Origin of the sequence: Arthrobacter sp. MAHUQ-56, from assembly GCF_019710585.1 — a bacterium.
GTDB lineage: Bacteria > Actinomycetota > Actinomycetes > Actinomycetales > Micrococcaceae > Arthrobacter.
This window is the reverse complement of sequence record NZ_JAIFZQ010000010.1, coordinates 25,229-50,840: the sequence shown is the minus strand read 5'-3', so window position 1 is coordinate 50,840 and position 25,612 is coordinate 25,229. Positions and strand designations below refer to the sequence as shown.

Below are 25,612 nucleotides of genomic sequence, written 5' to 3'. Positions count from 1 at the left end.
ACGGGCAGCTATTGTCCGGCCAGCCCGTCGAGGGTCCGCCGGGCAGCTTCCCGCAGTTCCCGCAGGCCCGGGCCGGTCCGAAGGATATCCCGGCTTGAGGTGCCCAGGACTTGGGGATAGGCCGCACCGAAGGTGGCCCGCAGATCGGCGGGAGTGGCCCCTTGGGCGCCCAGCCCCGGCGCCAGGATGGGCCCACGGACCGCGGGCAGGTCGATGCCGAGGTTTGTCAGGGCATCTCCCACGGTGGCGCCCACCACGAGGCCCACGGAGCCCAGGGATCCCGTGTAGCGGGAGTTCTCCGCCGCCGCGGCGGCGCAGATCCTGCGGGCCACGGAGTCAGCGCCTCCCACATGCTGCACGGACGCGCCCTCCGGGTTGGACGTCAGTGCCAGCACGAACACGCCGCGCCCGGTTTCCGCGGCGAGATCCAGCGCGGGCCGCAGCGATTCGAAGCCGAGGTAAGGGCTCAGCGTGACGGAGTCCGCCGCGAGCGGAGACTCATCCCGAAGCCACGCGTCTGCGTAGGCGGCCATGGTGGATCCGATGTCGCCGCGCTTGGCGTCGGCGATGGTGAGGACGGACTCGTCCCGGGCGCTGGCCAGCACCTCTTCCAGCACCGCCATTCCGGCAGAACCGCGGCGTTCGTAAAGTGCCACCTGGGGCTTCACGGCGGCAGCGAGCGAAGCCACTGCCTCCAGGACCGTCAGCGAGAATCGCCGAAGCCCCGCCGCGTCGTCGTCCAGCCCCCAGCTCTTCAAGAGCGCCGGGTGCGGGTCGATGCCGACGCAGAGCGGGCCGCGCGCTGCCATGGCCGCGCCGAGCCGGGAGCCGAACGGCTCCCGGCCGGGAGCGGAGACCTGCTCAGGCATGCTGCAGGGCCGCTTTCTGGGACTCGGCAAGCGCCGCGGCGTGCTCCTGCAGGCTGGTGACGGACCACTCGTACGTCCGCATGGCCTCGATGGCCTGGACCGCGGCATTGAACTCGGCCACCGTGGTGATGCACGGGATGCCGATGGACGTTGCCGCGGCACGCAGCTCATAGCCGTCGCTGCGGGCTTCGCCGCCGGAAGGCGTATTGAAGACCATGTCGATCTCGCCGGCCACGATCAGGTCGGCGATGGTGCCTTCGCCTTCGGCGCTGCTGCCCTCGGCGACCTTCCGGACCGGTGTGGCCTGGATGCCGTTGCGGCGCAGGACATCGGCGGTGCCGCCGGTGGAGACGATCTCGAAGCCGAGGTCCGAGAGCCGCTTGACGCCCATGATCACGGAGCGCTTGTCCCGGTTGGCCACGGAGACGAAGACCTTGCCCTCGGTGGGCAGGGCGTTGTTGGCGCCGGCCTGGCTCTTGGCGAAGGCGGTGTCGAAGTGCTTGTCGATGCCCATGACCTCGCCGGTGGAACGCATCTCGGGGCCGAGCAGCGAGTCCACCACCTTGCCTTCGAGGGTGCGGAACCGGCTGAACGGCAGCACTGCTTCCTTGACGGCCACAGGGGCGTCCAGCGGCAGGGTGGAGCCGTCACCGGTTTCCGGCAGCATCTTGTACGCGCTGCGCAGCTGGTTGATGGTCACGCCGGTGCCGATCAGAGCAGCGGCCTTGGCCATCTGGACACCGGTCGCCTTGGACACGAACGGTACGGTGCGGGAGGCGCGGGGGTTGGCCTCCAGGACGTAGAGGACGTCAGAGGCCAGCGCGAACTGGATGTTGATCAGGCCGCGCACGCCCACGCCCTCGGCAATGGCGCGGGTCGCCACTCGGACGCGTTCGACGACGTTGCTCCCCAGGGTGATGGGCGGCAGGACGCAGGCGGAGTCGCCGGAGTGGATGCCGGCTTCCTCGATGTGCTCCATGATGCCGCCGAGGTACAGGTCAGTGCCGTCGTAGAGGGCGTCGACGTCGATTTCGACGGCGTCCTCGAGGAACCGGTCGATCAGGACCGGATGGTCCGGGGTGATCTCGGTGGCGTTGGCGATGTAGCGGGACAGGTTGGGCTCGTCGTAGACAATCTCCATGCCGCGGCCGCCCAGCACGTAGGACGGGCGGACCAGCACCGGGTAGCCGATCTCGTCGGCGATCTTCTTGGCGTCCTCGAAGGACACGGCGGTGCCGTTCTTGGGCGAGACGAGGCCGGCCTTGTCCAGCACACGGGAGAACGCGCCGCGGTGCTCGGCGAGGTCGATGGCTTCCGGAGAGGTGCCAAGGATGGGCACGCCGGCGTCGGCGAGCTGCTGGGCGAGCTTCAGCGGGGTCTGGCCGCCAAGCTGGACGAACACGCCCATGACGCCGCCGGTGCGTTCCTCGGCCGCGATGACCTCCAGCACGTCCTCGAGCGTCAGCGGCTCGAAGTACAGGCGGGTGGAGACGTCGTAGTCGGTGGAGACGGTCTCCGGGTTGCAGTTGACCATCACGGTCTCGTAGCCGGCCTTGCGCAAGGCCATGGAGGCGTGCACGCAGGAGTAGTCGAACTCGATGCCCTGGCCGATGCGGTTGGGTCCTGAGCCGAGGATCAGGATGGACGGCTTGGAGTGCAGCGCAACCTCGTCCTCCTCGTCGTATGCCGAATAGTGGTACGGGGTGTACGCGGCGAATTCGGCGGCACAGGTGTCCACGGTCTTGTAGACGGGACGGATGCCGAGGGCCTGGCGCACGCCACGGACCACTGCCTCGGAGTTGTGGGTCAGGGCGCCGATCTGTTCGTCGGAGAAGCCGTGGCGCTTGGCGCGCTTGAGCATGTCGGCGGTCAGGGCACCGGCCTCGCGGATCTCGCGGGAGACCTCGTTGAGGAGTTCGAGCTGGTCGAGGAACCAGGGGTCGATCTTGGTGGCTTCGAAGAGCTGCTCCACGGAGGCGCCGCCCAGCAGGGCACGCTGGACCTGGTGCAGGCGCTCGGTGGTGGGCCGCTTGGCCTTTTCGATCAGTTCGGCGACCTCCCACTCGGGGACGCTGCTGAAGTCCAGCTGCGAGCCCTTCTGTTCCAGGGAGCGCAGGGCCTTCTGCAGGGCCTCCGTGAAGTTGCGGCCCATGGCCATCGCTTCGCCCACGGACTTCATGGTGGTGGTGAGGGTGTTGTCCGCAGCCGGGAACTTCTCGAACGCGAACCGCGGGACCTTGACCACCACGTAGTCGAGGGTGGGCTCAAAGGACGCAGGCGTCTTCTGGGTGATGTCGTTGGGGATCTCGTCCAGGGTGTAGCCCAAGGAGAGCTTGGTGGCGATCTTGGCGATGGCGAAGCCGGTGGCCTTCGATGCCAGAGCCGAGGAGCGGGAGACGCGCGGGTTCATCTCGATGACCACCACGCGGCCGGTCTTGGGATCGATGGCGAACTGGATGTTGCAGCCGCCGGTGTCCACGCCAACCTCGCGGATGACGGCGATGGCCACGTCGCGCAGCTTCTGGTACTCGCGGTCGGTGAGGGTCAGCGCTGGCGCCACCGTGATGGAGTCACCGGTGTGCACGCCGACGGGATCGAAGTTCTCGATGGAGCAGACGACAACCACGTTGTCGTTCTTGTCGCGCATCATCTCGAGCTCGTATTCCTTCCAGCCGAGGATGCTCTCTTCGAGCAGCACCTCGCTGGTGGGGCTGTACTGCAGGCCCTGGCCGACGATGCGGCGAAGGTCCTCTTCGTTGTAGGCCAGGCCGGAGCCCAGGCCGCCCATGGTGAAGGAGGGCCGGACCACCATGGGGTAGCCCAGGTCAGTGGCGGCTGTGAGGGCCTCGTCCATGGTGTGGATGATGTGGCTGCGGGCGGATTCGGCGCCGCAGCGCTCCACGACGCCCTTGAACTTCTCGCGGTCCTCGCCGAGTTCGATCGCGGCGATGTTCGCGCCGATGAGCTCCACGTTGTACTTCTCCAGCACGCCGTTCTTGTCCAGGGCGATGGCCGTGTTCAGTGCGGTCTGGCCGCCCAGGGTGGGCAGCACGGCGTCAGGGCGCTCCTTGGCGATGATCTTCTCAACCACCTCAGGGGTGATGGGCTCCACGTAGGTGGCGTCGGCGAACTCGGGGTCGGTCATGATGGTGGCCGGGTTGGAGTTCACGAGGATGACGCGCAGGCCCTCCTCCTTGAGGACACGCAGAGCCTGGGTGCCGGAGTAGTCGAACTCGGCGGCCTGGCCGATGACGATCGGGCCGGAACCAATGACGAGGACGCTCTTGAGATCTGTACGTTTCGGCATTACTTCTTGTCCTCAGTCTTGTTGTCGGAATTTTTCGGCGTTGCCGATTCGGCGCCGGCGGAGTGGGCGGAGTCAACCGGATCCTTGGAGAGGTTGGCGGTGCGGCCGTCCCGCGTGCCTTCCATCAGGTCGATGAAGCGGTCGAAGAGGTACGCGGCATCGTGCGGGCCGGCGGCCGCTTCGGGGTGGTACTGCACGGAAAACGCGGGGATGTCCAGGCAGGCGAGGCCTTCCACGACGTCGTCGTTCAGGCTGACATGGCTGACCTCCACCCGGCCGTAGCGTGACTCCGGAGCCTGGGTGGCGCCGTCGAGCGGTGCGTCCACGGCAAAGCCGTGGTTCTGGGAGGTGATTTCCACCTTGCCGGTACGCCGGTCCATGACCGGCTGGTTGATGCCGCGGTGGCCGTAGCGGAGCTTGTAAGTGCCAAAGCCCAGTGCGCGGCCCAGGATCTGGTTGCCGAAGCAGATGCCGAAGTACGGCAGCTTCTCGTCCAGGACTGAGCGCAGCAGCTTGACCTGGGCATCGGCGGTGGCGGGGTCGCCCGGGCCGTTGGACATGAAGAAGCCGTCCGGGTTCACTGCCTTGACGTCCTCGAGCGTGGCGGTGGCCGGCAGCACGTGGACGCGGACACCGCGCTCGGCGAACCGGACGGGGGTCATGGCCTTGATGCCGAGGTCGATGGCGGCGATGCTGAAGCGGGGCTCTCCGTCCCAGCCGTGGTCCTTCGGTTCCACGACGTAGGCCTCGTCCACGCTGACTTCCTCCGCCAGGCGGGCGCCCTCCATGGGAGCGCTGGCCAGGACGGCGTCGAGCAGTTCCTTGTCCGTGGCCTCGGCGGCTTCACCGGAGAAGATGCCGGCCCGCATGGTCTTGTGTTCGCGCAGGTGCCGGGTGATGGCGCGGGTGTCCACGCCCTGGATGCCCACGATTCCCTGCGCCACCAGCTCTTCGTCCAGGGAGCGCTCCGAGCGCCAGTTGGAGGGCCGGCGGGCGGCGTCCCGGACGATGTAGCCGGCCACCCAGATCCGGCGCGACTCGGCGTCTTCGCTGTTCACGCCGGTGTTGCCGATGTGCGGGGCCGTCTGGACCACCAGCTGGCGGGCGTAGGACGGGTCCGTGATGGTTTCCTGGTAGCCGGTCATACCGGTGGCGAAGACTGCCTCGCCGAGAGCGGTGCCGGTGGCTCCGTAGCTGGTCCCGCGGAAAATGCGCCCGTCTTCGAGGACCAGCGCTGCCGGGGTGGAGGTGGTTGCTGTCACTGTATTCGCTTTCACTGTCTTACTTTCCACTGGTGGCACCAGCCGCGGGGGCTGACGAAATCAATTCCTGAAGGGCCCGGTAGAGCACATCCTTGTCGGCGGCGCGGCGGGTGCGGAACCCGGTGTCCAGCGCGTGTGCGCCGAGCGTCCAGGCCAGCACCAGCAGGCCGTCCTTTTCCACGAACTTGCCCGCCATGCCGCTGTCCTGCCGGACGCCGGTAAGCGACGCAGCCGGAATGTAGAGGGCAGCTGCCCCCGGCCGGTCGTACATGACGCCGTGCGGGTAGACCGCAAGGGTTGCGTTGGTGCGGATACCGAGGCCATGCACGGCGATCCGGTCGAGCCAGTCGCCGCCGGTGGTAGTGGCCACGTACTGCCCCTCGGCGACGGCGAGGGGCTCCCCGGGCGCCGCGGGAACCTGGGGCAGTTGTTCGACGTCGGACTGGCGCTTCAGGCGGTTGCGCCAGCCAGCCCACATCATCACCAGCACGACGGCGATGATCGCCGCGGTGACGACCGCAGAGAGAAGCTTGGTGTCCATCAGGCCGCGCCTGCCGGGGTTGCGGCGGCGTCGGGGTGCGGGGTGTTGAGGGCGCCGTCCAGGACCGTGGGGTGTCCCCGGAAGAACGTGGCAACGACCTTGCCGGGCAGTTCGCGGCCCTTGAACGGTGAGTTGCGGCCCATCGTGGCCATCCGGCTGGGGTCGACGGTCCAGCGTGCCGCCGGATCCACCAGGATGAGGTTGGCCGGTTCCCCGGCCTCGATCGGCCGGCCCTGGTCGGTGAGGCGGCCGATCCTGGCGGCGGTGGTGGACGTAACCCTGGCGAAGTCGGCCCAGGTCATCAGCCCGGTGTCGATCATGGCGTGCTGCACCACGGACAGGGCGGTTTCCAGCCCGGTCATGCCCATGGCGGCCTGCGCCCACTCGCATTCCTTGTGCTCGCTGGGGTGCGGCGCATGGTCGGTGCCCACGACGTCGATCGTGCCGTCCGCCAGGCCGGCGCGCAATGCCTGGACGTCGGCGTCGGTGCGCAGCGGCGGGTTGACCTTGAAGACGGGGTCGTAGCTGCGGACCAGGTCGTCGGTGAGGAGCAGGTGGTGCGGAGTGACCTCCGCGGTGACGTCGATGCCGCGTTCCTTGGCCCAGCGGATGATCTCCACCGAACCCGCCGTGGAGACGTGGCACACGTGCAGCCGCGAGCCGACGTGCTGTGCCAGCAGGACGTCGCGGGCGATGATGCTCTCTTCGGCGACAGCCGGCCAGCCGGTGAGGCCGAGGACCGCCGACACGTCGCCCTCATTCATCTGTGCGCCGGCGGTAAGGCGGGGCTCCTGTGCGTGCTGGGCCACGACGCCGTCGAACGCTTTGACGTACTCCAGGGCGCGGCGCATCAGGACGGGATCGTGGACGCAGATGCCGTCGTCGGAAAAGATCCGCACCCGGGCGCGGGAATCGGCCATGGCGCCCAGCTCGGCCAACTGCTCCCCTGCCAGGCCGACCGTGACGGCGCCCACCGGGCGCACGTCAACCCAGCCGGCCGCCTGGCCCAGGGTGTAGACCTGCTCCACGACGCCGGCGGTGTCCGCTACCGGGGTGCTGTTGGCCATGGCGTGCACGGCAGTGTAGCCGCCGAGCGCAGCAGCGCGGGTGCCGGTCTCGACGGTTTCGGCGTCTTCACGACCGGGTTCGCGCAGGTGGGTGTGGACGTCCACCATGCCGGGCAGTGCCACCAGGCCGGCGGCGTCGATGACGGTGGCGTGGCCGTCCTGCCCTTCAGCCGACAGTCCGGTGCCGATCTCGGCGATGATGCCGTCGCGGATCAGCAGGTCGGCAGGGTCGCCGCCGAGGATGGCGGCGCCCTGGATCAGGTAGGTTCCGGTGTTCGCTGCCATCAGTTGCTCTCCTTGCTGGATTGGGCGGCCGCAAAAGCCGGGGCCCGGTGGATGGCTGTTTCCCGGGTGTCCCCGGAGAGCAGCAGGTACAGTGCGGCCATCCGCACGGACACGCCGTTGCGGACCTGCGCCAGGACGGTGGACCGGGGTGAGTCGGCGGCCGCTGCGCTGATTTCCAGGCCACGGTTCATGGGGCCGGGGTGCATGATGATCGTATCCGTCATGCCGAGGTCATCGAGGGCCCGGAGCCTGTTGTCGTCGAAGCCCCACCGGCGCGAGTATTCCCGGGTGCTGGGGAAGAACGAGGCGTTCATGCGTTCGCCCTGGACGCGCAGCATCATCACGGCGTCCACTCCGTTGAGGAGCGTCTCGTCCAGGTTGTAGCTGACGCTGCAGGGCCATTTGTCGACGCCGACCGGCAACAGGGTGGGCGGCGCCACCAGCGTGACTTCCGCGCCGAGGGTGCGCAGCAGCCAAACGTTGGACCGCGCGACGCGCGAATGCAGGACGTCACCGGCAATGGCTACCCGCATGCTTTTCAGGTCCGTCCCTTCGGAGCCGGTTCCGGACAGGCGGGCCCAGTGCCGGCGCATGGTGAAGGCGTCCAGGAGGGCCTGCGTGGGGTGCTCGTGGGTGCCGTCCCCGGCGTTGATGACGGCGGCGTCAATCCAGTCGGTCGCGGCCAGCCGGTAGGGTGCGCCGGAGGCCCAGTGGCGGATGACGACGGCGTCCGCGCCCATGGCGGACAGCGTCTGGGCGGTGTCCTTGAGGGATTCGCCCTTGGAGACCGACGAGCCCTTGGCGGCGAAGTTGATGACGTCGGCCGAGAGCCGCTTGGCCGCGGCTTCGAAGGAGATCCGGGTGCGGGTTGAGTCTTCGAAGAAAAGGTTGACGACCGTGCGTCCGCGCAGTGCCGGAAGCTTCTTCACTTCCCGCTCCCCCACGGCCGACATCTCCTCGGCGGTGTCCAGGATGCGGATGGCGTCCGAAAGGCTGAGGTCCTCGGTGGACAGGAGGTGTTTCATGCGCCGCCCTCGATCACTACTTCGTTGACGGGTGCGCCGCCGTCGGGGGTGTCGGTCTCTTCGAGCCGGACCCGGACCTTTTCGGCGGAGGAGGTGGGGAGGTTCTTCCCCACATGGTCTGCCCGGATGGGCAGTTCGCGGTGGCCGCGGTCTATCAGCACGGCGAGCCGCACAATGCGGGGGCGGCCGAGGTCCACGAGGGCGTCCAGGGCTGCGCGGATGGTGCGGCCGGAGTACAGGACGTCATCAATGAGCACCACCACTTTGTTGTCGATCCCGGTGCGGGGCAGCCGGGTGGGGTACGGCGGCCGGGTGCCCTGGTGGGAGAGGTCGTCGCGGAACATCGTGACGTCGAGCTGTCCGACAATGGCGGAGGCATCAACGGAGTTGTCTGCGGCGGCGATTTTCCGGGCCAGCCGGACCGCCAGCGGGTAGCCGCGGCGCGGGATCCCCAGCAGGACAAGGTCCCGGGAACCCTTGTTGGCCTCGAGGATCTCATGGGCGATACGAGTCAGGGCCCGGTCGATGTCCGCCTGGCTGAGGACAACCCTGGCTGGAACCGGTGCGCTGGTGACAGAAGTCAACGCTCGTCTCCCCTTTCCCCGCCTCACAGGACGGAATTAAAAAAGGATCATGTGCTGTTCAAAATTACCACACGGCCTGCGCCGTCCCGGCGGGTGAGTGATGCGTTGATGGTCACACCGGCACGGGCGCGCCGCTCGTTGGCCGGCGCCATCCTTGGAGCCGTGCCGGAGCCCGCTTAGGCTTTCGGGTATGCCAACGTATCCCCAGCAGCCCCCGCCCGGACCACCCGACGATCCCTACCGGGGGCCGGGCGGTTATTTCCCGGGCCGGGCCAACCCCAGCTGGATGGGCCATGTGCAGCCCGGCAACTACCGTGCGGCGCCAGGCCACCAGGGCAGCCCGGTGGCGCCCGTGGTTCCACCGCAGGTGCAGGGAAACCTCGTACGGGCCGCCCGGACCCGCGGCGGACTGGTGGGAGTGACGGTGGCCGGCAGCGCCCTGGCGTTCCTGAGCCTGTTCCTTGTAGTGCCGTTCCTCCTCTCCAACACGGGAGCAGCGGGTTTCCTGATTGGTTTCGTGGCCTCCTTGATCCCGTTGTCGGTGGTCCTGTTGGCGGTCCACATCATCGACCGGTGGGAGCCCGAGCCCAAGCGGCTGCTGTTCTTCGCGTTTACCTGGGGCGCGGCCGTGTCCGTGGCCGTGACCCTGCTGATCCAGCCGTTCTTCGTCATCGCCTTCCAGTTTTCGGATGTGCCCGACCTACAGACCTACATGGCCACCGTCCAGGCTCCCGTCGTCGAGGAATTTGCCAAATCGCTGGGCCTGCTGATCCTGCTCCTGGCCGCCCGGAGGCACTTCGACGGGCCGGTGGACGGAGTGGTCTTTGCCTTCACCATCGCCGGTGGATTCGCCTTCACCGAAAACATCCTCTATTTCGGCAGGGCCATCGCCGAATCGTCCAGCCCGGCCAGCGACTTTGCCCAGGTATTCTTCCTCCGGGGCGTCATGTCGCCGTTCGCGCATGCAATCTTCACGGGCACTACCGGACTCATCATGGGGTTTGCCGCACGGCGCTGGCACACCGGCGCCTCCGTGGGAGCCTTCTTCGTGGGCCTGCTGCCCGCCATGTTCCTGCACAACCGATGGAACAGCATGGGCCAGGGCTTCCTGTTGGATTACATCTTTGTCCAGGTGCCCATCTTCGTGCTGGCAGTGGGCGGCATCATCCTCCTGCGGGTGGCCGAAAAGCGCCTCACCCGCCAGCGGCTGCTGGAGTACTCCGCCGCAGGGTGGTTCACGCCGGCCGAAGTCCAACTCCTGGCCACCCGGGCGGGACGGCGGACCGCCCTGGCGTGGGCAGCCAACTCCGGCAGGAAGCGGCAGATGAAGGAATTCCTGAAGGCGGCGACTCACCTTGCCAACACCAGGCAGCGCATCCTGAGCGGACGCGACGTACCGTTGCACCAGGCCGAGGAGAGGCAACAGCTGCAGAGGATTGTCACCCTCCGCGAATCGGTGACGGCGTAAGCGGCTTCCCAGCCCCGGTCAGCCGCGCTTCCTGGTCTTGTTCGCGGGCCCGTGCCTTCACGGCCCGGATTTGCGAACAAGACCAGGTTCTACGGCGGCTGCACCGTTAACGCAGGAAGGTCGCGCCCGGGTGGGGCGCGACCTTCACTGCTTGTGTCCAGGCAGCTATGCGAGCAGCGAGGGCTTCAGCTGCTGCAGGCGGCCCAGGAGGCCGTTGATGAACTGCGGGGACTCGTCCGTGGACAGTGTCTTGGCCAGCGCAACAGCCTCGCTGACCGCCACGCCGTCGGGGACGTCGTCGTTGTACAGAAGCTCCCACGTGCCGATGCGCAGGATGATCCGGTCCACCGACGGCATGCGCTCCAGGCTCCAGCCCTGTGAGTAGGTCTCGAGGAATTCGTCGATGGCAGCCTGCTGGGACAGCACGCCCTCGACGATTTCCACCGTGTAAGGGTTGACTACCTGGTCGGTCTTTTCCCGGCGTGCGCGAAGCACGTCGAACGCCGAAACGGAGCGCTGCTCCGCCTCGAAAAGAACATCCAGAGCCCTGCTGCGGGCTTTACCGCGGGCGCTCACTACTCGGTGACCCGGCCCAGGTAGCTGCCGTCGCGGGTGTCCACCTTGACCTTGGTGTTGTTCTCGATGAACAGCGGAACCTGGATCTCGTAACCCGTTTCCAGGGTGGCCGGCTTGGTGCCCGCGGAGGAGCGGTCGCCCTGCAGGCCCGGCTCGGTGTAGGTGATTTCGAGGACAACGCTCGGCGGCAGTTCGATGTAGAGGGGGGTGCCGTCGTGGATGGCGATGTTGACCATCTGGTTCTCGAGCATGAAGTTGGTGGCGTCGCCCACCGTCGCACCGGAGACGGTGATCTGGTCGTAGTCGGAAGTGTCCATGAACACGAAGTCCGCACCGTCCTGGTACAGGTACTGGTAGTCGCGGCGGTCCACAGTGGCCGTCTCGATCTTGAGGCCGGCGTTGAAGGTCTTGTCCACAACCTTCCCGGACATAACGTTGCGCATCTTCGTCCGGACAAAGGCGCCGCCCTTGCCGGGCTTGACGTGCTGGAATTCGATGATGTTCCAGAGCTGGCCCTCAAGCTTCAGGACCGTTCCGTTCTTGATGTCGTTAGTGGTTGCCACTGGTTTCCTCTGGTTTCCGTGTCTGGCCGTGCGGTCAGATGCTGTATGCCGGGCGGGCACGCCTGACGGCCTGCCTGCTCGTGTTTGTCAAAAATCGCGGGGACGCAAAAATCCCACATCCATTCTACCGGCAAATGCCGGGTGCCCCTCACGGGTCCGTGCGACCCGCTTCAGCAGGCGAGCTCCAGGACGTCACGTGCCCGTTGAAGGGCCACGGTTGAGGAGTAGATCATCGCTGCGTCGGCTGATTGTGCCACGCGCAGGTCCAGCGAGCGGGTGAAGGATTCCACCGCCGCCGCAATCTGGCCGGCGGTGTACTGCGCCTTACCGAGGAAGTGCAGTGCCACGGCCTCGCGGGGCGTGCCGTGCACTTCGGCAAGGAGCTGCCGGAACAGCTCAATGGCGCGGTCCGTGCGGTGCGTTACGCGCAGCACTTCGGCTTCGAAGACACGCAACCGGAACGATTCGGGATCCTTGAACCGGGCTTCGGCAAGCAATTCGGCGGCCTCCGAAGGGTGGCCCTCCACAAGCAAAACGAAAATGTGGTCCGCGGGGTCGGTGGAGGCGGCAAGGGCAGCGTGGCAGGCGTCCTCGTTGACCACCTGCGGCAGCAGGGTTTCGGGGTTGATGCGGATGCCCGGGAAACCTGCCTCCGGCCAGTCCGCCGTTCCGTTAATGTCGCCCTGCATCAGGAAGCGATCTCCTGGTAGGCCGCGAACAGCAGCGAGGTGTCCGGGACGTCCAGCATGCCCGGTTTGGCGATTCCGTCGAGCACCACGAACCGCAGCAGGTCCCCGCGGGACTTCTTGTCGCGGCGCATGCCGTCCAGCAGCCCCTGCCAGCGGTCCCGGCGGTAGGTGACCGGGAGCCCAAGTCCGTCCAGGATGCTGCGGTGCCGGTCGGCGTCGGCATCGCTGAGCCGGCCAACGCTGCGGGCGAGCTCGGCGGCGAACATCATGCCCACCGAGACGGCGGCGCCATGCCGCCAGGAGTAGCGCTCCACCAGTTCGATGGCGTGGCCCAGGGTGTGGCCGTAATTGAGGATCTCCCGCAGGCCCGATTCCTTCAGGTCTTCGGAGACCACCTTCGCCTTGACGGCAATGGCCCGCTCGATGAGTTCCCGCAGCACGTCCGAGCGGGGGTCCACCACGGCTGCGGTGTTTTCGACCAGGTCAAGAATGGCGGGGTCGGCAATGAAGCCGCACTTGATGACCTCGGCCATGCCGGAGATGATCTCGTTCTTCGGCAGCGTGTCCAGGGTATCCAGGTCTGCCAGCACGGCGGCCGGCGGGTGGAAGGAGCCCACCAGGTTCTTGCCTTCGGCAGTATTGATGCCGGTCTTGCCGCCCACGGAGGCGTCCACCATGGCCAGGAGGCTGGTGGGCATGTGGATGACCTTGACCCCGCGCAGCCAGGTGGCCGCCACGAAGCCGGCGAGGTCGGTGACCGCTCCCCCGCCGACAGCAACGATGGCATCGGAGCGGGTGAAGTCGTTCTGGCCCAGGACCTGCCAGCAGAACGCCGCGACCTGGATGTGCTTGCCTTCCTCGGCGTCCGGAATTTCCGCAGTCAGCGAGGTGAAGCCTGCGGCCGCGAGTTCGTCGCGGACGGCGTCGCCGGTGAGGCGCAGCGCGCGGGGGTGGATCACCAGCACGCGGCGGACCCGCTCACCGAGCAGCGCGGGAAGTCCGTCCAGCAGGCCGCGCCCGACGACAACGTCGTAATTGTTGCCGGCGCCTTCGCCGGTGACTTTGATGACGGTTGATTGCGTGTTCACTTTTCAACTTCCTGTTTGGCAGCTGCGTGGTGCCGCAGTGCTGCTTCCAGCCGTTCACCGAGCTCGGATATCGAGCCGTGGCGCACGTCCAGGGTGATGTCGGCGAGCCGCTCGTAGATGGGCCGCCGGGTGGCAAACATTGCTGTCCAGCGGGCCATCGCGTCACCGGCCAGGAGCGGACGGCCCGAGTTCCGGGCGATCCTGTCGGCCACGGTATCGGCGTCGCACTCCAGGTAGACCACAGTGCAGCGGCTGATCAGCTGCTGCGTCCCGGAATCGAGCACCGCCCCGCCACCCAGCGAGATGACGGTGGTTGTGCCCTGGGCTCCTTCGACGGCGTTGACCACGGTCCGGGCCTCGATCTCCCTGAACGCGCGCTCACCGTGTCCGGCGAAGATGCCGGCAATGGAGCCGTGGCCCGAGACGATGACGGCGTCGGTGTCGATGAACGGGACACCGAGCTGCTGCGCAAGCTGCTGGCCGATGGCTGACTTGCCGACGGCCATGGGACCGATCAGGACAATCGGCCGGCCGCAGGCGGGTCCGGTTTTGCTGCCGTGGAGCACTACTGCCCGATCGAGTCCAGGGATGCCGGGATGCTTTCCAGGTAGCCCTTGATGTTACGGGCGGTTTCCGTCACGGAGTCACCGCCGAACTTTTCCATGACAGCCTCGGCCAGGACCAGGGCCACCATGGCTTCGGCCACGACGCCGGCGGCCGGGACCGCGCAGACGTCGGAGCGCTGGTGGTGGGCCTTCGCCGGCTCGCCGGTGCTGACGTCGATGGTCCGCAGCGCTCGGGGAACGGTGGCAATGGGTTTCATGGCGGCGCGCACGCGCAGGACGTCGCCGATGCTCATGCCGCCCTCGATGCCGCCGGCACGGTTGCTGGCGCGGACAATCCGGCCTTCGCCGTCGCGGACGATCTCGTCATGGGCGGCCGAACCACGGCGCGCTGCGGTCAGGAAGCCGTCGCCGACCTCCACACCCTTGATGGCCTGGATGCCCATCAGGGCTGCGGCGAGCCGGGCATCCAGCCGGCGGTCCCAGTGCACGTAGCTGCCCAGTCCCGGCGGAAGCCCGTAGGCCAGGACTTCCACCACGCCGCCGAGGGTTTCGCCCTCTTTGTGCGCGGCGTCCACTTCGGCCACCATGGCGTCGGAGGTTTCGCGGTCGAAGCAGCGCAGCGGGTCGGTGTCCAGGGCGATGACGTCAGACGGAACGGGCAGCGGCCGGCCCTCCGGAACGGTGACGCTCGCGATGGACACCGTATGGCTGACAAGCTCGATGCCGAGGTGTTTGAGGAAGCGCGCAGCCACCGTGCCCAGGGCAACCCGGGTGGCGGTTTCGCGGGCGCTGGCCCGCTCCAGCACCGGACGCGCCTCGTCGAAGCCGTACTTCTGCATGCCGGTGAAGTCTGCGTGGCCGGGCCGGGGCCGGGTCAGCGGTGCGTTGCGGGCCTGGTCGGCGAGGAGTTCGGGGTCCACGGGGTCGGCAGACATGATCTGCTCCCATTTGGGCCATTCGGTGTTGCCCACCTGGATGGCAACGGGGCCGCCCTGGGTGCGGCCGTGCCGTACGCCGCCGGTGATGGTGACGACGTCCTGCTCGAATTTCATCCGGGCGCCGCGTCCGTATCCGAGCCGGCGGCGGGCCAGGGAGTCAGCGATGTGCCCGCTGGTGATTTCGACACCGGCGGGGACGCCCTCAATAATTCCCATCAGAGCCGGGCCATGGGATTCACCGGCAGTCAACCAACGCATAATTTCCATCCTGCCACGTAGGGCGGTCACAACGCCCGCCGGGCAAGGCCGACTGCGTCACACATCACATCTATGACAGCTGCGTTAACGTCTTCCCCACGCCGGGAGAAGAGGCGCACCTGCTCCACTGCCTGGTACAGCAGCATCTCAAGTCCGGGCACCACGCGGCCGCCGCCGGCCTGCCACACCGAGGCCAAGAGGCTGGGCCACGGGTCATACGCCACATCCAGCAGGACGCCCGGAGTCGGCGTCTTGAGCGCGGCGATTTCGGCGGCGAGTCCGTCTGCCGCGCGTGGCGGCAGGGTGGAAATAACGACGTCGGCTTCCGCTGTCGGGCGGGCGGCGGCGGCCAGGGGGCCGATTTCGAGGGCAACGCCCAGGCTCTCCGCTGCCGCGCGGACATCGGCCGTACGGGAAGCGTCGCGGACAAAGATCCTGACCCTGGTGGTCCCGAGTTCCCGCAAGGCCGCGACGGCTGACGCAGCAGTTCCCCCGCCACCCAGGATGACGGCAGATGGAGCCTTCCGGGTACCGGCATGCCGAAGGGCGTTGACAATCCCGACGACGTCCGTGTTGGAACCGACGGCGCGGGGACCGTTCGCAGTGTCCTCGAAGGACACCGTATTGACCACGCCCAGGGTCCGCGCCACTCCCCGCACTTCATCGACATGGTCCAGCATGGCCGTCTTCAGCGGCATGGTCACCGACAGCCCGCGCCAGCCGGGCTGGTTCCGGATCTGGCACATGAAGGACGGCAGCAGTTCCTCGGTGACGTCGATAGCTGTGTAGCTGATACCGGCGTCCAGCCGCCCATACGCCGCAAGGTGCAGGGCCGGGGATTTCGAGTGGCTGATGGGATGGCCCAGGACGGCAGCCCGCAGGCTCATGTGCAGCGGCCCGCGTTGGCCTTGCACCAGGCGTTGTACTGCTCAACGTAGGCGTTGTGCTCGGCCAGCGTCTTGGCGAACTTGGTTTCCTTGGTGTCCAGGTTGATGGTCACCCAGTACAGGTAATCGTTGGACTTGGGCCGGGCGGCAGCGTCGATGGCAGTCTTGCCCGGCGATCCGATCGGTCCCGGCGGCAGGCCCGGGTTCGCATAGGTGTTGTACGGGTTCGATTTGTCCTGGCGCTGCTCATCCGTGAAGTTGAAGCTCCTGGTGCCGAGGCCGTAGGTCACCGCGGAGTCCACCTGCAGGAAGCCGCCGGTCTGGTCGTTGGGCTTGAGCCGGTTGTAAATGGCCCCGGCGACGTCGCCGTAGTCGGCCTGGCCGCCTTCGGCCTGGACGATGCTTGCCACGATGACGGCCTCGTACTGTTTGGCGGGGTCGGTGATGCCCTGGGAGACCAGTTCGTCAACGGTGGCCTTGACCAGCGACTGGAGGATGTCCTTGGCGGGGGTCCCCAGTGGGAAGCGGTACTCGCCCGGGGCCAGGTAGCCCTCGAGGTTCTTGGCCTTGGCGGGCAGGCCAAACTGCGTGGGCTGGTCGCTGAGTGCCTGGAGTTGCTGTATGGACACCCCTGAGCCCTCGGAAATAGCCTGCAGGGACTCGCCGATGCGAAGGCCGGCGCTGAGCGCGAAGTAAATGACCTTGGTCTTGTCCTTGCCGAGCAGCACGTTGACTGCGTCAGCGTTCTTCATCTCGGTCTTGAAGGTGTAGTCACCCGGCGACAGGGTTCCGCCGGAGGCGTGGAACGCCTGCAGGAATGTGTCCGCGTTGGCGATCACATGCTGGTTTTCCAGGTCTGTGGCGACCGAGCGGGTGCCTTCCCCGTTGTCCACCGTCACACGGACTTCACCCGTACCCGGACCCGGGTAGTCGGAGGGCTTGCCTCCGCCCAGGAGGGGCTTGAGGAACTGCGCGCCCACAGCCACGGCCGTGACGAAGACGGCCAGGGTGAGGAAGAGCGCCAGCAGTCGACGGCGGCGGCGGACCTTTTTGGATGGGCGGGGCACTACCTGGGCTGCCGAAGAACCGGGGAGCAGATGGTGGCCTGCGTCGCTGTGGTCCGGCTCCGGGTGTGCGTCGTCGTGGTAGCCGGCGGGGGCATATGCCTGGTCATCGTGCACGTCTTCCTGGTAGTCGTGCCTGTCCGCGTAGTGGACGTCGTCCGCGTAGTGCGCGTCAGCCGCATACCGGTGTCCGGCCATCATTGGGACGGCCTGGGCAGCGTGCGGTTCGCCAGGGGCCGGGACCTCGTGGCCGGGATGCATGTCTTCGTGCTGCGGGCTGTCGACGCGGGGCCCTGCGGCGGGCTGTTCCTCCTGGATGGAGGGCGGCGCCTCGGGAGCCGCCGGAACGGTACCTGCGCCGGGAAGCGGGGCGAAGGAAGGCTCCGGTACGGCAGGAGCGGCGGGCGGCGCCGCCGGCGGCGGAGGGACCTCGCCCGTTTCGTACGCCTGCGGGGGGACGGCGTCGTGGCCACCCGTGTTGAGGCTCTTCTCGCGCGCCCGAAGCTCCTTGCGGGTCAGCGGCCGCCCCAGCGCGGGGTCCACCGGACCGGAAGTGTCGTCAATGTTGGCAGGGCTCACTGTTGCCTTCCATTATCTGAAGATCGGGCCGTGTCCCCCGGGGTGCCGCGGACAGGCTCGTCCTTGGCGCTGACCCCCAGGTCCACGGCAGGGGGAGGCGGCGTCACGCGTGAGCCGACATCCGCTCCCCTGGCTTTCTGCATGTCGATGGCGTGCTGCAGGATACCCGCCGCCGCGACCTGATCAACTACTTTACGGTGGTTCCTGCTGCTCATGCCAGCTTCGTGCAGGTCGCGGTGCGCCGAGACGCTGCTGAGCCGCTCATCCACGAGGTTCACAGGGACCGCCAGGCCGCGGCCTGCAAGCTCAGCCGCAAGCAGTTCCGCGTAGTCCCTGGCCATGGTCGCGGAGGTCCGTTCCTCGCCCTTCATGGTCCGGGGCAGGCCCACAATGACCTGGACGGCGCCGAGTTCCTCCGCGAGTTTGGCAATGACGCGCACGTCGGAGTTTTTCCGGGCGTTCCGGTCAAGGGTTTTGTAAGGGGTTGCGAGGATCGCGTCGCGGTCGCAGATGGCCACCCCGACCCGGACGGTGCCGACGTCCACCCCCAGTTTGACGCCCTGGGGGTAGCCGCCGGCAGCAACAGCACTGGTCATGGCGGGTCTAGCGCCTTGAGATGGCGTCGACGACAGCGGCCAGGGCAGCGCCGACCTTCAGGGCGTCGGTTCCGCCGCCCTGGGCGACGTCGTCCTTGCCCCCGCCGCCACCACCGAGGACACCGGCCGCAACACGCACCAGGGCGCCGGCCTTCACGCCGGCCTCACGGGCCGCTTCGTTGGTGGCTACGAGAATGAGCGGACGGTCGTTGGCGACGCCGGCGACAGCCACGGCAGCGGCCTGCGAACCGAGGCGGTTCCGCAGGTCCAGCGCCAGGCCACGGAGGTCGTCCGCGCCACTGACCGTTCCGGCGTCGTGGGCGATGACACGAACGCCTGCTGCGTCCGTGGCGGTGTCCACAAGCTGTCCGGCGGCTGCTGCCAGCTGTTCCTTGCGGAGCCGGTCGAGTTCCTTCTCGGTCGCCTTGAGCTTGGCCAGGGTGGCCGAAATCCTGTCGGCGAGCTGCCCGGACGGAACCTTGAGGAGGTCGGTCAGTTCGGTGACCAGCGCCCGCTCGGCTGCCAGGTGGCGGAAGGCTTCCATACCCACGAACGCCTCCACGCGCCGGTTGCCCGAGCCCACGGACTGCTCGCCCAGGAGCGAAAGGCTGCCGATCAGTGACGTGTTGGCCACGTGGGTTCCGCCGCACAGCTCACGGGACCAGGCGCCGTCGATCTCCACCACGCGTACTTCGCTGCCGTAGTTCTCGCCGAAGAGCGCCATGGCGCCCATGGCTTTGGCCTCGGCCAGCCCCATGATCTTGGTTTCCACCGCATAGTTGTTGCGGATGGCCAGGTTGGAGACTTCCTCGATTTCGGATCGCGTCGCCGTGCTCAGGCCCTCGCCCCAGGCGAAGTCGAACCGCAGGTAGCCGGCCTTGTTGAAGGATCCGCGCTGGGTGGCTTCGGGTCCAAGGATCTGGTGCAGCGCGGCGTGCACGATGTGGGTTCCGGTGTGCGCCTGCTCGGCGGCATGGCGGCGTTCACGGTCGACGGCGGCGCGCACCAGGGAATCGGCCCCGATCTCGCCTTCGCGGACGATCGCCTTGTGCACGCTCAGGCCCTTGAGCGGGCGCTGGACGTCCAGGACCTCGACGACGAACCCGTCGCCGGTGATCAGGCCGGTGTCCGCGGCCTGGCCGCCGGCTTCGGCGTAGAACGGCGTCTCGGCCAGCACGAGCTCGATCTCGTCGCCGGTGGAGGCCTGCTGGACCTGACGCCCGCCGGTGAGCAGGCCGCGGACGCGGGACTCGCCGTCGAGTTCGGTGTAGCCGGTGAAGACTGTCTCACCCTGGGCCAGGATGTCCTGGAAGACGGTGAGGTCTGCGTGGCCGCCCTTCTTGGACTTGGCATCGGCCTGGGCACGCTGGCGCTGTTCCTGCATGAGGCTGCGGAAGGCCGCCTCATCCACTTTCAGCCCGGCCTCTTCGGCCATTTCCAGCGTGAGGTCGATCGGGAAGCCGTAGGTGTCGTGCAGCGTGAAGGCGTCGTCGCCGGACAGCGGCTTGCCCGCAGCCTTGGAAGCCACAACGGCTTCCTCCAGGCGTGCCGTTCCGGAGGCGATGGTACGCAGGAAGGCCTTCTCTTCGGCGTAGGCAATCCGGCTGATCCGGTCGAAGTCGGTTTCAACCACAGGGTAGACGCCCTTCATGGCGTCGCGGGAGGCGGGCAGCAGCTCCGGCAGGCAGGCCTGCTCGACGCCGAGGAGCCGCATGGCGCGGACAGCCCGGCGAATGAGGCGGCGCAGCACGTACCCGCGGCCCTCGTTGGACGGAACCACGCCGTCGGCGATCAGCATCAGCGCGGAGCGGATGTGGTCGGCCACGACGCGCATGCGGACATCATCGGTGTGGTGCGGGTCGTCGTCGGACTCCGCGGAGGTGTATTCCTTGCCGGACAGTTCGGCCGCCTTGTCGATCACGGGGCGGACCTGGTCGGTCTCGTACATGTTCTCGACGCCCTGCAGGATCATCGCGAGGCGTTCCATGCCCAGGCCGGTGTCGATGTTCTTCTTAGGCAGCTCACCCACGATGTCGAAGTCCACCTTGGAGCGGACGTTGTCGATCTGGTACTGCATGAACACGAGGTTCCAGATTTCGACATAGCGGTTGTCGTCGGCTTCCGGGCCGCCCTCGACGCCGTAGGCGGGACCACGGTCGTAGTAGATTTCCGAGCAGGGGCCGGCGGGGCCGGGCTGGCCCGTGGACCAGTAGTTGTCCGACTTGCCCATCTTCTGGATGCGGCTGGCGGGGACGCCGGTGTTCTTCAGCCAAAGGTCCCTGGCTTCGTCGTCCTCTTCGTACACGGTGACCCAGAGCCGTTCCGGCTCGAGGCCGTAGCCGCCGTCGTCAACGCCCTTGGTGAGCAGCTCCCAGGCGAACTTGATGGCGTCTTCCTTGAAGTAGTCGCCGAAGGAGAAGTTGCCGCACATCTGGAAGAACGTGCCGTGCCGGGCGGTCTTGCCCACTTCCTCGATGTCACCGGTGCGGATGCACTTCTGCACGCTGGTGGCGCGGGAGTAGGGCGCCTCTTCGCGGGCGGTCAGGTAGGGGATGAACGGGACCATGCCGGCCACCGTGAACAGCAGCGAGGGGTCGCTGGAGACCAGTGAGGCGGAAGGAACCGCGGTGTGGCCTTTGCTGACAAAAAAGTCCACCCAGCGCTTGGTGATCTCCTGCGACTTCATGAGCTGTTTCTTACCCTTCGTGGTCCGCCCCGCCAGGCGGCGCGGAAAGTTCGTTCAGATGGCTGGTTCCTTGGGGTGGTCCCTGCCGGTTGGTTCTGGTGCGGGCCGGGCCCGCGGGTTCAGCGGCGGACTACGTCTGCCGCGTCGACGCCGAGGGCGCTGCGCAGGTCCGTTTCACGTTCGCGCATCCCCGCGCGGACGGCGTCGGCGAAGTCGTAGACCCCGTCGGCAAGCCTGCCCACGGCGCGGTTGAGGCCTTCCGGGCCGAGGCTGGACTGGGCTTGGGTCACTTTGCGGAAGGCGATGACACCGATGGCCACGCCGATTCCCATCCAGACAAGTCGTTTCATTCTCGTTCTTTCCGAATCTAGCGGCTGCGGCGCCCGGCTGCGGGCTTCCGGCGGTTGGCGAGGGCCGTGCGGACCCCGTAACTGAAAGCGGCGACCTTGATGAGCGGGGAACCGACCGTGGCGGCAACCAGGGAGGACAGGGCTGAAATGTTGGCGGACGCATCCGAGACATTGGATGCGATGCCGTCCACCTTCTTCAGCTGCTGGTTGGTGGTGGAGACGGTGGCGGTGACCTCGTCCATCAGGGGCGTGGCGCCGTCACTGATGGATTTGATGGCGGTGCGGACCTCGTCAAAGACCTTCCCCAGCTTCAGGATGGGCACCGCGAGCAGCAGCACCAGGAGTGCGAAGACTCCGGCAGCGATCAGGCCGGCAATATCGCCACCAGACATAGACGTTTCATCTCCTCGAAATTCTGTGGTTGGGTGCCATCGCGCGGGGCCCCGGAGGGGCGCGTTGCGCATATGTCCCCCAAGTACCTTACATACAAAGAAGCCCGCGGCGCTTGCCACGGGCTTCTTTGGATACGCTGCTGGGGTTTTAGCGTGCGTAGAATTCGACGACGAGCTGCTCTTCGCAGGTCACCGGGATTTCGGAGCGCTTCGGGCGGCGGACCAGGCGGGCCTGGAGTGCCTCGAGCTTGACGTCCAGGTAGGCCGGAACGGCAGGCAGGACGTCGCGGTGGGCGCCGGCTGCGGCAACCTGGAGCGGGACCATGGTCTCGCTGCGGCTGTGGACGTGGACCAGCTGGCCCTCGCCGACGCGGAACGACGGACGGTCAACGCGGATGCCGTCGACCATGATGTGGCGGTGCACAACCAGCTGGCGGGCCTGGGCGATGGTGCGGGCGAAACCGGCACGCAGGACCAGGGCGTCAAGGCGCATTTCGAGCAGTTCGATGAGGTTTTCACCGGTCAGGCCCTTGGTGCGGCGGGCCTCTTCGAAGGCACGGGTCATCTGTGCTTCGCGGATGCCGTACTGGGCGCGCAGGCGCTGCTTTTCACGCAGGCGGACTGCGTAGTCGGAGTCCTGCTTCTTGCGGGCACGGCCATGCTCACCGGGGCCGTACGGGCGGCGCTCCATGTACTTGGCGGCCTTGGGGGTCAGAGCGATGCCGAGGGACCGCGAGAGGCGGGCCTGACGGCGAGCACGAGTGTTGTTAGCCACTTGTGTCCTTCCAATATCTGCGGTGTGTCAGTGTTACTGGCCTCCACGATGGAGAGCATCGGCCAACCGCTGCCTTTTGCTACTGGGCGCAGGGCATAACCTTCCCCACGTGAAAGTGGGGAGATTGTGCGTCCGAGCCTTGCCAGACGAAGATCCAGCCTACCACGGGCTCACTTGCCGCGGACAATCCTGCGCAGCCGCTCCAGCCGCTGGGCAATGTCGCGTTCGGCGCCGTTGCCGGTGGGCTGGTAGTAGTCGCGGCCCACGAGGTCATCCGGCGGGTATTGCTGGGTGGCGACGGCGTGGGGTGCATCGTGGGCGTACTTGTAGCCCACGCCATGGCCCAGCTGCTTGGACCCGGGGTAGTGCGCATCGCGCAGGTGTGCGGGTATCCCGACGCCGAGTCCGGCCCTGACGTCCGCGATGGCCTTGTTGATGCCCATGTAGGCCGCGTTCGACTTCGGTGCCGTTGCCAGGTGGACCACCGCCTCGGCGAGGATGATCCGGCCCTCGGGCATCCCGATGAGCTGGACCGCCTGCGCCGCCGCGACGGCCGTTTGCAGGGCGCTGGGATCCGCCATGCCCACGTCCTCCGCCGCGGAAATGACGATCCGCCGGGCCACGAAGCGCGGGTCCTCCCCCGCCTCGAGCATGCGGGCGAGGTAGTGCAGCGCCGCGTCAACGTCCGAGCCCCTGATGGACTTGATGAAGGCACTGGCCACGTCATAGTGCTGGTCCCCGGCGCGGTCGTAGCGGACGGCCGCGACGTCCAGGGCGCGTTCGGTGTGGCGCAGGTCCACGGTGACCGGCTCTGCGGTGACCGGCTCCCCGGCCGAACCGTTTTCCCCTGCGGAACGTTCGACGTCGTCCGCGTCACCGAAAGCGACGCCGGCGGCGGCTTCCAGCGCCGTCAGGGCCCGGCGGGCGTCACCGCCGGACAACCGCACGAGGTGCTCCAGCGCTTCATCGCTAAGCTGCACCTTCCCGCCCAGGCCCCGGGGATCCGCCACGGCCCGCACCAGCAGGCCCTCGATGTCGGCGTCCGTCAGCGGCTTGAGCGTGAGGAGCAGGGAACGGGACAGCAGCGGCGACACCACCGAGAACGACGGGTTTTCGGTGGTGGCTGCCACCAGGACCACCCAGCGGTTTTCGACGCCGGGCAGCAGTGCGTCCTGCTGGGCTTTGTTGAAGCGGTGGATCTCGTCCAGGAACAGGACGGTGGTGGTCTTGTACAGGTCGCGGGCGGTGAGGGCATCGTCCATGACGCGGCGCACGTCCTTAACGCCGGCGGTGATGGCGGACAGTTCCACGAACTTGCGCCCCGGTCCCCGGGCGATCACGTGAGCGAGCGTGGTCTTGCCGGTGCCGGGCGGCCCCCACAGGATCAGCGAACTGGGACCTGCCGGCCCCGCGGCATCGGCGCCTGCCGCCAGCTGCCGCAGCGGCGAACCCTGGCCCAGGAGGTGCTGCTGGCCCACCACTTCGTCCAGCGTGCGCGGCCGCATCCGCACGGCGAGCGGGCTGCGCGGCGCCTTGGCTCCGGTGCCCGCCCCGGGGCTGCCCGCGGCGACCGGACCATCGTCGTCGTCGTTGTCGGGGCCGTGCCCGAAGAGATCATCCACCTAGATAGGCTACTTCCATTGCCCACCTGCGCCGCCCGCGTTCCGCCACGGAAGGAATTCCCATGCCAGCCCCTGCTGCCGCCGGCGGTACGCCGTCCGTCCGGACAACCTACGTTTCCGGGCCCCGGCTGGCGGGCTGGGCCGAGCGGTTCGGGGCCGCCCACGGCGGCTACCGGCTGCAGGACGGCGACGACGGCCTCCACCTGGTGGCAGCCGACGGAGCCACGGCGCTGCTGCAGGCACCCTGGCCGGACGACGGCCGGCCCGGACGGGGCGCAGGCCCCCTGGAACGGCTCGCGGCCCTGGCCTCCCAGCCGCGCCGGCTCGGACTGCTGCTGGTGCGGCGCGGCGGTTACGGGATCGGTGTGGCCAGCGAGGGACTGCTGCTGGCGTCCAAGGCGGGCACCCGCTACGTGCAGTCACGAACTGCCGCGGGCGGCCAGTCCCAGCAGCGATTCGCCCGGCGCCGGTCCAACCAGGCGGACGCCCTGGTGGCCGCCGTGGCGGAACAGGCTGCGCAGGTGTTCCGCGCTGCCCCGTTCGAGTACGTGGTGCCCGGCGGCGACAGGACCCTGGCCGGCCTCGTCCTTGCGGACCCGGCCCTGCGGGAGTATGCCCGGCTCCCCCGCCTTGGCTACCTGGATGTGGCAGAACCCCGGGCCGCCGTTGTGAAGAAAGCCGCCGCGGACGCGTGCTCGGTGCGGGTCACGGTGACGGATCCGGCCGGGTAGGCGGCGCTTCTTCCTGCCGCTGCCGGGCGTCGTTCAGCAACCCGTCAGAGCGCGGCGGGGACGCTCCTGCCGGTACCGGTAGCGCCCCGCTTCCGTGAACCCGGCAGTGGCATACAGGGCTTGCGCCGCGTGGTTGGGCGCCGTCACCAGCAGCCAGTAGCCGGACAGCCCCTCTTCCGCCCCGGCGTGCAGCAGGGCCCGCAACACGGCGGCGCCGTGGCCCCGGCGGCGTGCCTCCGCCCGGGTGGCCATGCAGTACACACCCCCGTGGGTGCCATCGGCCGGAATGGCCAGGCGCCCGACGGCGGCCGGCAGCCCGTGCCCGTCGCGCACCAGTGCGTAGATGGACGGACAGCCCAGCAGGATGTCCCGCGCCGTGGCCAGGGCGTCCGCACCGCCGCGTCCGTCCACCTCCCACCAGGCTTCCAGCCAGTCGGCAGACGGCTCCCGGGAGATTTCCACCCCAGCCTGCTCCGATGTTCCGGTCAACGGCCCGCGCGTCATGACAAGGGTTTCGGACTGCCAGGTGAAGCCCTCGGCATCAAGCAGGCCGTTGAGTGCGGCAGCGTGCTGCCCGTCGAAGACCTGGAAGATCACCGGCAGCCGCCGGCTGCGGTACCAGGACCGGGCTTCGCGGAGCTGGGCCTGCTGCAGGTCCGGATCCCCGCTTATGGTTCGCGGCCAGATGGAGTTGGCTCGCTGGGTCACGCCGCCGGCAGCCCGCAGCACCCACCCGCCGGCCTCGTGCCGGTCGAGGGCCGGCCACGCGGCGTCCATTGCGGTTTCCAGGTCCATCGGGGCGCATTCCAGGGGGTGTGTTGCGGCCACGGAGTGCTCCTTGTGG

Annotated in this window: 24 protein-coding genes; 2 read left to right on the top strand and 22 right to left on the bottom strand. The window is 67.9% G+C overall.

From position 1 onward, the window contains the following. Nucleotides 1-8: 8 nt before the first annotated feature. From pyrF to pyrR, 7 genes are read right to left on the bottom strand one after another with little or no spacing between them, the layout of a single operon-like run. Entirely contained in the window at nt 9-869 is an 861-nt protein-coding gene (gene pyrF, locus K4G53_RS06890) for an orotidine-5'-phosphate decarboxylase (protein ID WP_221384880.1), read from the bottom strand. Beyond that, nucleotides 862-4,176: a carbamoyl-phosphate synthase large subunit gene (gene carB, locus K4G53_RS06885; RefSeq protein WP_221384879.1), complete on the bottom strand. Its 3,315-nt coding sequence runs from the start codon at nt 4,174-4,176 to the stop codon at nt 862-864. The genes pyrF and carB overlap by 8 nt, the downstream gene beginning before the upstream one ends. Then, nucleotides 4,176-5,477, bottom strand: a complete 1,302-nt coding sequence (carA, locus tag K4G53_RS06880) for a glutamine-hydrolyzing carbamoyl-phosphate synthase small subunit (RefSeq protein ID WP_221384877.1) — start codon at nt 5,475-5,477, stop codon at nt 4,176-4,178. The genes carB and carA overlap by 1 nt, the downstream gene beginning before the upstream one ends. Further along, the gene (locus K4G53_RS06875; protein WP_221384876.1) at nt 5,458-5,979 is read right to left on the bottom strand and encodes a hypothetical protein; all 522 of its coding nucleotides are present in this window, start codon (nt 5,977-5,979) and stop codon (nt 5,458-5,460) included. The genes carA and K4G53_RS06875 overlap by 20 nt, the downstream gene beginning before the upstream one ends. Continuing rightward, complete coding sequence (locus K4G53_RS06870) at nt 5,979-7,331, bottom strand: dihydroorotase (RefSeq protein WP_221384874.1); 1,353 nt, start codon at nt 7,329-7,331, stop codon at nt 5,979-5,981. Before K4G53_RS06870 ends, K4G53_RS06875 begins: the two co-directional genes overlap by 1 nt. After that, nucleotides 7,331-8,356 carry an aspartate carbamoyltransferase catalytic subunit gene (locus K4G53_RS06865; RefSeq protein WP_221384872.1) on the bottom strand — a complete coding sequence of 342 codons (1,026 nt, stop codon included), beginning with the start codon at nt 8,354-8,356 and terminating at the stop codon, nt 7,331-7,333. Before K4G53_RS06865 ends, K4G53_RS06870 begins: the two co-directional genes overlap by 1 nt. Continuing rightward, a complete protein-coding gene (pyrR, locus tag K4G53_RS06860) occupies nt 8,353-8,940 on the bottom strand; it encodes a bifunctional pyr operon transcriptional regulator/uracil phosphoribosyltransferase PyrR (RefSeq protein WP_221384870.1) in 588 nt (195 codons plus the stop codon). Before pyrR ends, K4G53_RS06865 begins: the two co-directional genes overlap by 4 nt. A gap of 190 nt (nt 8,941-9,130) precedes the next feature. Here pyrR and K4G53_RS06855 point away from each other — a divergent pair, with 190 nt between their 5' ends. Continuing rightward, nucleotides 9,131-10,408, top strand: a complete 1,278-nt coding sequence (locus K4G53_RS06855; RefSeq protein ID WP_221384868.1) for a PrsW family intramembrane metalloprotease — start codon at nt 9,131-9,133, stop codon at nt 10,406-10,408. A gap of 165 nt (nt 10,409-10,573) precedes the next feature. Here the strand turns inward: K4G53_RS06855 and nusB are convergent, their stop codons facing one another. The 14 genes from nusB to K4G53_RS06785 all read right to left on the bottom strand — a co-directional run bounded on the left by nusB (nt 10,574) and on the right by K4G53_RS06785 (nt 24,037). After that, a complete protein-coding gene (gene nusB / locus K4G53_RS06850) occupies nt 10,574-10,984 on the bottom strand; it encodes a transcription antitermination factor NusB (RefSeq protein WP_221384865.1) in 411 nt (136 codons plus the stop codon). Continuing rightward, a complete protein-coding gene (gene efp / locus K4G53_RS06845; RefSeq protein ID WP_141941547.1) occupies nt 10,984-11,547 on the bottom strand; it encodes an elongation factor P in 564 nt (187 codons plus the stop codon). Before efp ends, nusB begins: the two co-directional genes overlap by 1 nt. Nucleotides 11,548-11,717: 170 nt before the next feature. Continuing rightward, the gene (locus K4G53_RS06840; protein WP_221384863.1) at nt 11,718-12,236 is read right to left on the bottom strand and encodes a tetratricopeptide repeat protein; all 519 of its coding nucleotides are present in this window, start codon (nt 12,234-12,236) and stop codon (nt 11,718-11,720) included. Next, on the bottom strand, nt 12,236-13,324 hold the full coding sequence (gene aroB / locus K4G53_RS06835) for a 3-dehydroquinate synthase (RefSeq protein WP_221384861.1): 1,089 nt from the start codon (nt 13,322-13,324) through the stop codon (nt 12,236-12,238). Before aroB ends, K4G53_RS06840 begins: the two co-directional genes overlap by 1 nt. Then, nucleotides 13,321-13,890, bottom strand: a complete 570-nt coding sequence (locus K4G53_RS06830; RefSeq protein WP_221384859.1) for a shikimate kinase — start codon at nt 13,888-13,890, stop codon at nt 13,321-13,323. The genes aroB and K4G53_RS06830 overlap by 4 nt, the downstream gene beginning before the upstream one ends. Then, the gene (aroC, locus tag K4G53_RS06825) at nt 13,890-15,089 is read right to left on the bottom strand and encodes a chorismate synthase (protein WP_221385102.1); all 1,200 of its coding nucleotides are present in this window, start codon (nt 15,087-15,089) and stop codon (nt 13,890-13,892) included. Before aroC ends, K4G53_RS06830 begins: the two co-directional genes overlap by 1 nt. 23 nt (nt 15,090-15,112) lie before the next feature. After that, nucleotides 15,113-15,973 (bottom strand): shikimate dehydrogenase, encoded by an 861-nt coding sequence (locus K4G53_RS06820; RefSeq protein ID WP_221384857.1) that lies wholly within the window; start codon nt 15,971-15,973, stop codon nt 15,113-15,115. Next, nucleotides 15,970-17,616, bottom strand: coding sequence for an endolytic transglycosylase MltG (gene mltG, locus K4G53_RS06815; protein ID WP_221384856.1), 1,647 nt, complete (start codon nt 17,614-17,616; stop codon nt 15,970-15,972). The genes K4G53_RS06820 and mltG overlap by 4 nt, the downstream gene beginning before the upstream one ends. After that, the gene (gene ruvX / locus K4G53_RS06810) at nt 17,613-18,212 is read right to left on the bottom strand and encodes a Holliday junction resolvase RuvX (protein ID WP_221384855.1); all 600 of its coding nucleotides are present in this window, start codon (nt 18,210-18,212) and stop codon (nt 17,613-17,615) included. The genes mltG and ruvX overlap by 4 nt, the downstream gene beginning before the upstream one ends. A gap of 7 nt (nt 18,213-18,219) precedes the next feature. Further along, a complete protein-coding gene (alaS, locus tag K4G53_RS06805) occupies nt 18,220-20,898 on the bottom strand; it encodes an alanine--tRNA ligase (protein ID WP_221384853.1) in 2,679 nt (892 codons plus the stop codon). 119 nt (nt 20,899-21,017) lie between these two features. Beyond that, entirely contained in the window at nt 21,018-21,248 is a 231-nt protein-coding gene (locus K4G53_RS06800; RefSeq protein WP_221384851.1) for a DUF6167 family protein, read from the bottom strand. 17 nt (nt 21,249-21,265) lie between these two features. After that, the gene (locus tag K4G53_RS06795; protein ID WP_221384849.1) at nt 21,266-21,640 is read right to left on the bottom strand and encodes a DUF948 domain-containing protein; all 375 of its coding nucleotides are present in this window, start codon (nt 21,638-21,640) and stop codon (nt 21,266-21,268) included. A gap of 148 nt (nt 21,641-21,788) precedes the next feature. Then, nucleotides 21,789-22,415, bottom strand: a complete 627-nt coding sequence (gene rpsD, locus K4G53_RS06790; protein WP_043454433.1) for a 30S ribosomal protein S4 — start codon at nt 22,413-22,415, stop codon at nt 21,789-21,791. A gap of 170 nt (nt 22,416-22,585) precedes the next feature. After that, on the bottom strand, nt 22,586-24,037 hold the full coding sequence (locus tag K4G53_RS06785; RefSeq protein WP_221384847.1) for a replication-associated recombination protein A: 1,452 nt from the start codon (nt 24,035-24,037) through the stop codon (nt 22,586-22,588). Between the two features lie 62 nt (nt 24,038-24,099). Between K4G53_RS06785 and K4G53_RS06780 the strand changes: the two genes are divergently transcribed. Beyond that, complete coding sequence (locus tag K4G53_RS06780) at nt 24,100-24,768, top strand: acVLRF1 family peptidyl-tRNA hydrolase (RefSeq protein WP_221384846.1); 669 nt, start codon at nt 24,100-24,102, stop codon at nt 24,766-24,768. Nucleotides 24,769-24,801: 33 nt separating this feature from the next. Here K4G53_RS06780 and K4G53_RS06775 read toward each other — a convergent pair whose 3' ends face one another. Beyond that, nucleotides 24,802-25,563 carry an N-acetyltransferase gene (locus tag K4G53_RS06775; RefSeq protein WP_221385101.1) on the bottom strand — a complete coding sequence of 254 codons (762 nt, stop codon included), beginning with the start codon at nt 25,561-25,563 and terminating at the stop codon, nt 24,802-24,804. Nucleotides 25,564-25,612 lie beyond the last annotated feature (49 nt).

Excerpts from the sequence above, each read along its gene's own strand:
- pyrF (WP_221384880.1), bottom strand. The coding sequence starts at position 869 with ATGCCTGAGCAGGTCTCCGCTCCCGGCCGGGAGCCGTTCGGCTCCCGG.
- carB (WP_221384879.1), bottom strand. The coding sequence starts at position 4,176 with ATGCCGAAACGTACAGATCTCAAGAGCGTCCTCGTCATTGGTTCCGGC.
- K4G53_RS06875 (WP_221384876.1), bottom strand. The coding sequence starts at position 5,979 with ATGGACACCAAGCTTCTCTCTGCGGTCGTCACCGCGGCGATCATCGCC.
- K4G53_RS06870 (WP_221384874.1), bottom strand. The coding sequence starts at position 7,331 with ATGGCAGCGAACACCGGAACCTACCTGATCCAGGGCGCCGCCATCCTC.
- K4G53_RS06865 (WP_221384872.1), bottom strand. The coding sequence starts at position 8,356 with ATGAAACACCTCCTGTCCACCGAGGACCTCAGCCTTTCGGACGCCATC.
- K4G53_RS06855 (WP_221384868.1), top strand. The coding sequence starts at position 9,131 with ATGCCAACGTATCCCCAGCAGCCCCCGCCCGGACCACCCGACGATCCC.
- K4G53_RS06840 (WP_221384863.1), bottom strand. The coding sequence starts at position 12,236 with ATGCAGGGCGACATTAACGGAACGGCGGACTGGCCGGAGGCAGGTTTC.
- K4G53_RS06820 (WP_221384857.1), bottom strand. The coding sequence starts at position 15,973 with ATGAGCCTGCGGGCTGCCGTCCTGGGCCATCCCATCAGCCACTCGAAA.
- ruvX (WP_221384855.1), bottom strand. The coding sequence starts at position 18,212 with ATGACCAGTGCTGTTGCTGCCGGCGGCTACCCCCAGGGCGTCAAACTG.
- alaS (WP_221384853.1), bottom strand. The coding sequence starts at position 20,898 with ATGAAGTCGCAGGAGATCACCAAGCGCTGGGTGGACTTTTTTGTCAGC.
- K4G53_RS06800 (WP_221384851.1), bottom strand. The coding sequence starts at position 21,248 with ATGAAACGACTTGTCTGGATGGGAATCGGCGTGGCCATCGGTGTCATC.
- K4G53_RS06795 (WP_221384849.1), bottom strand. The coding sequence starts at position 21,640 with ATGTCTGGTGGCGATATTGCCGGCCTGATCGCTGCCGGAGTCTTCGCA.
- K4G53_RS06780 (WP_221384846.1), top strand. The coding sequence starts at position 24,100 with ATGCCAGCCCCTGCTGCCGCCGGCGGTACGCCGTCCGTCCGGACAACC.
- K4G53_RS06775 (WP_221385101.1), bottom strand. The coding sequence starts at position 25,563 with ATGGACCTGGAAACCGCAATGGACGCCGCGTGGCCGGCCCTCGACCGG.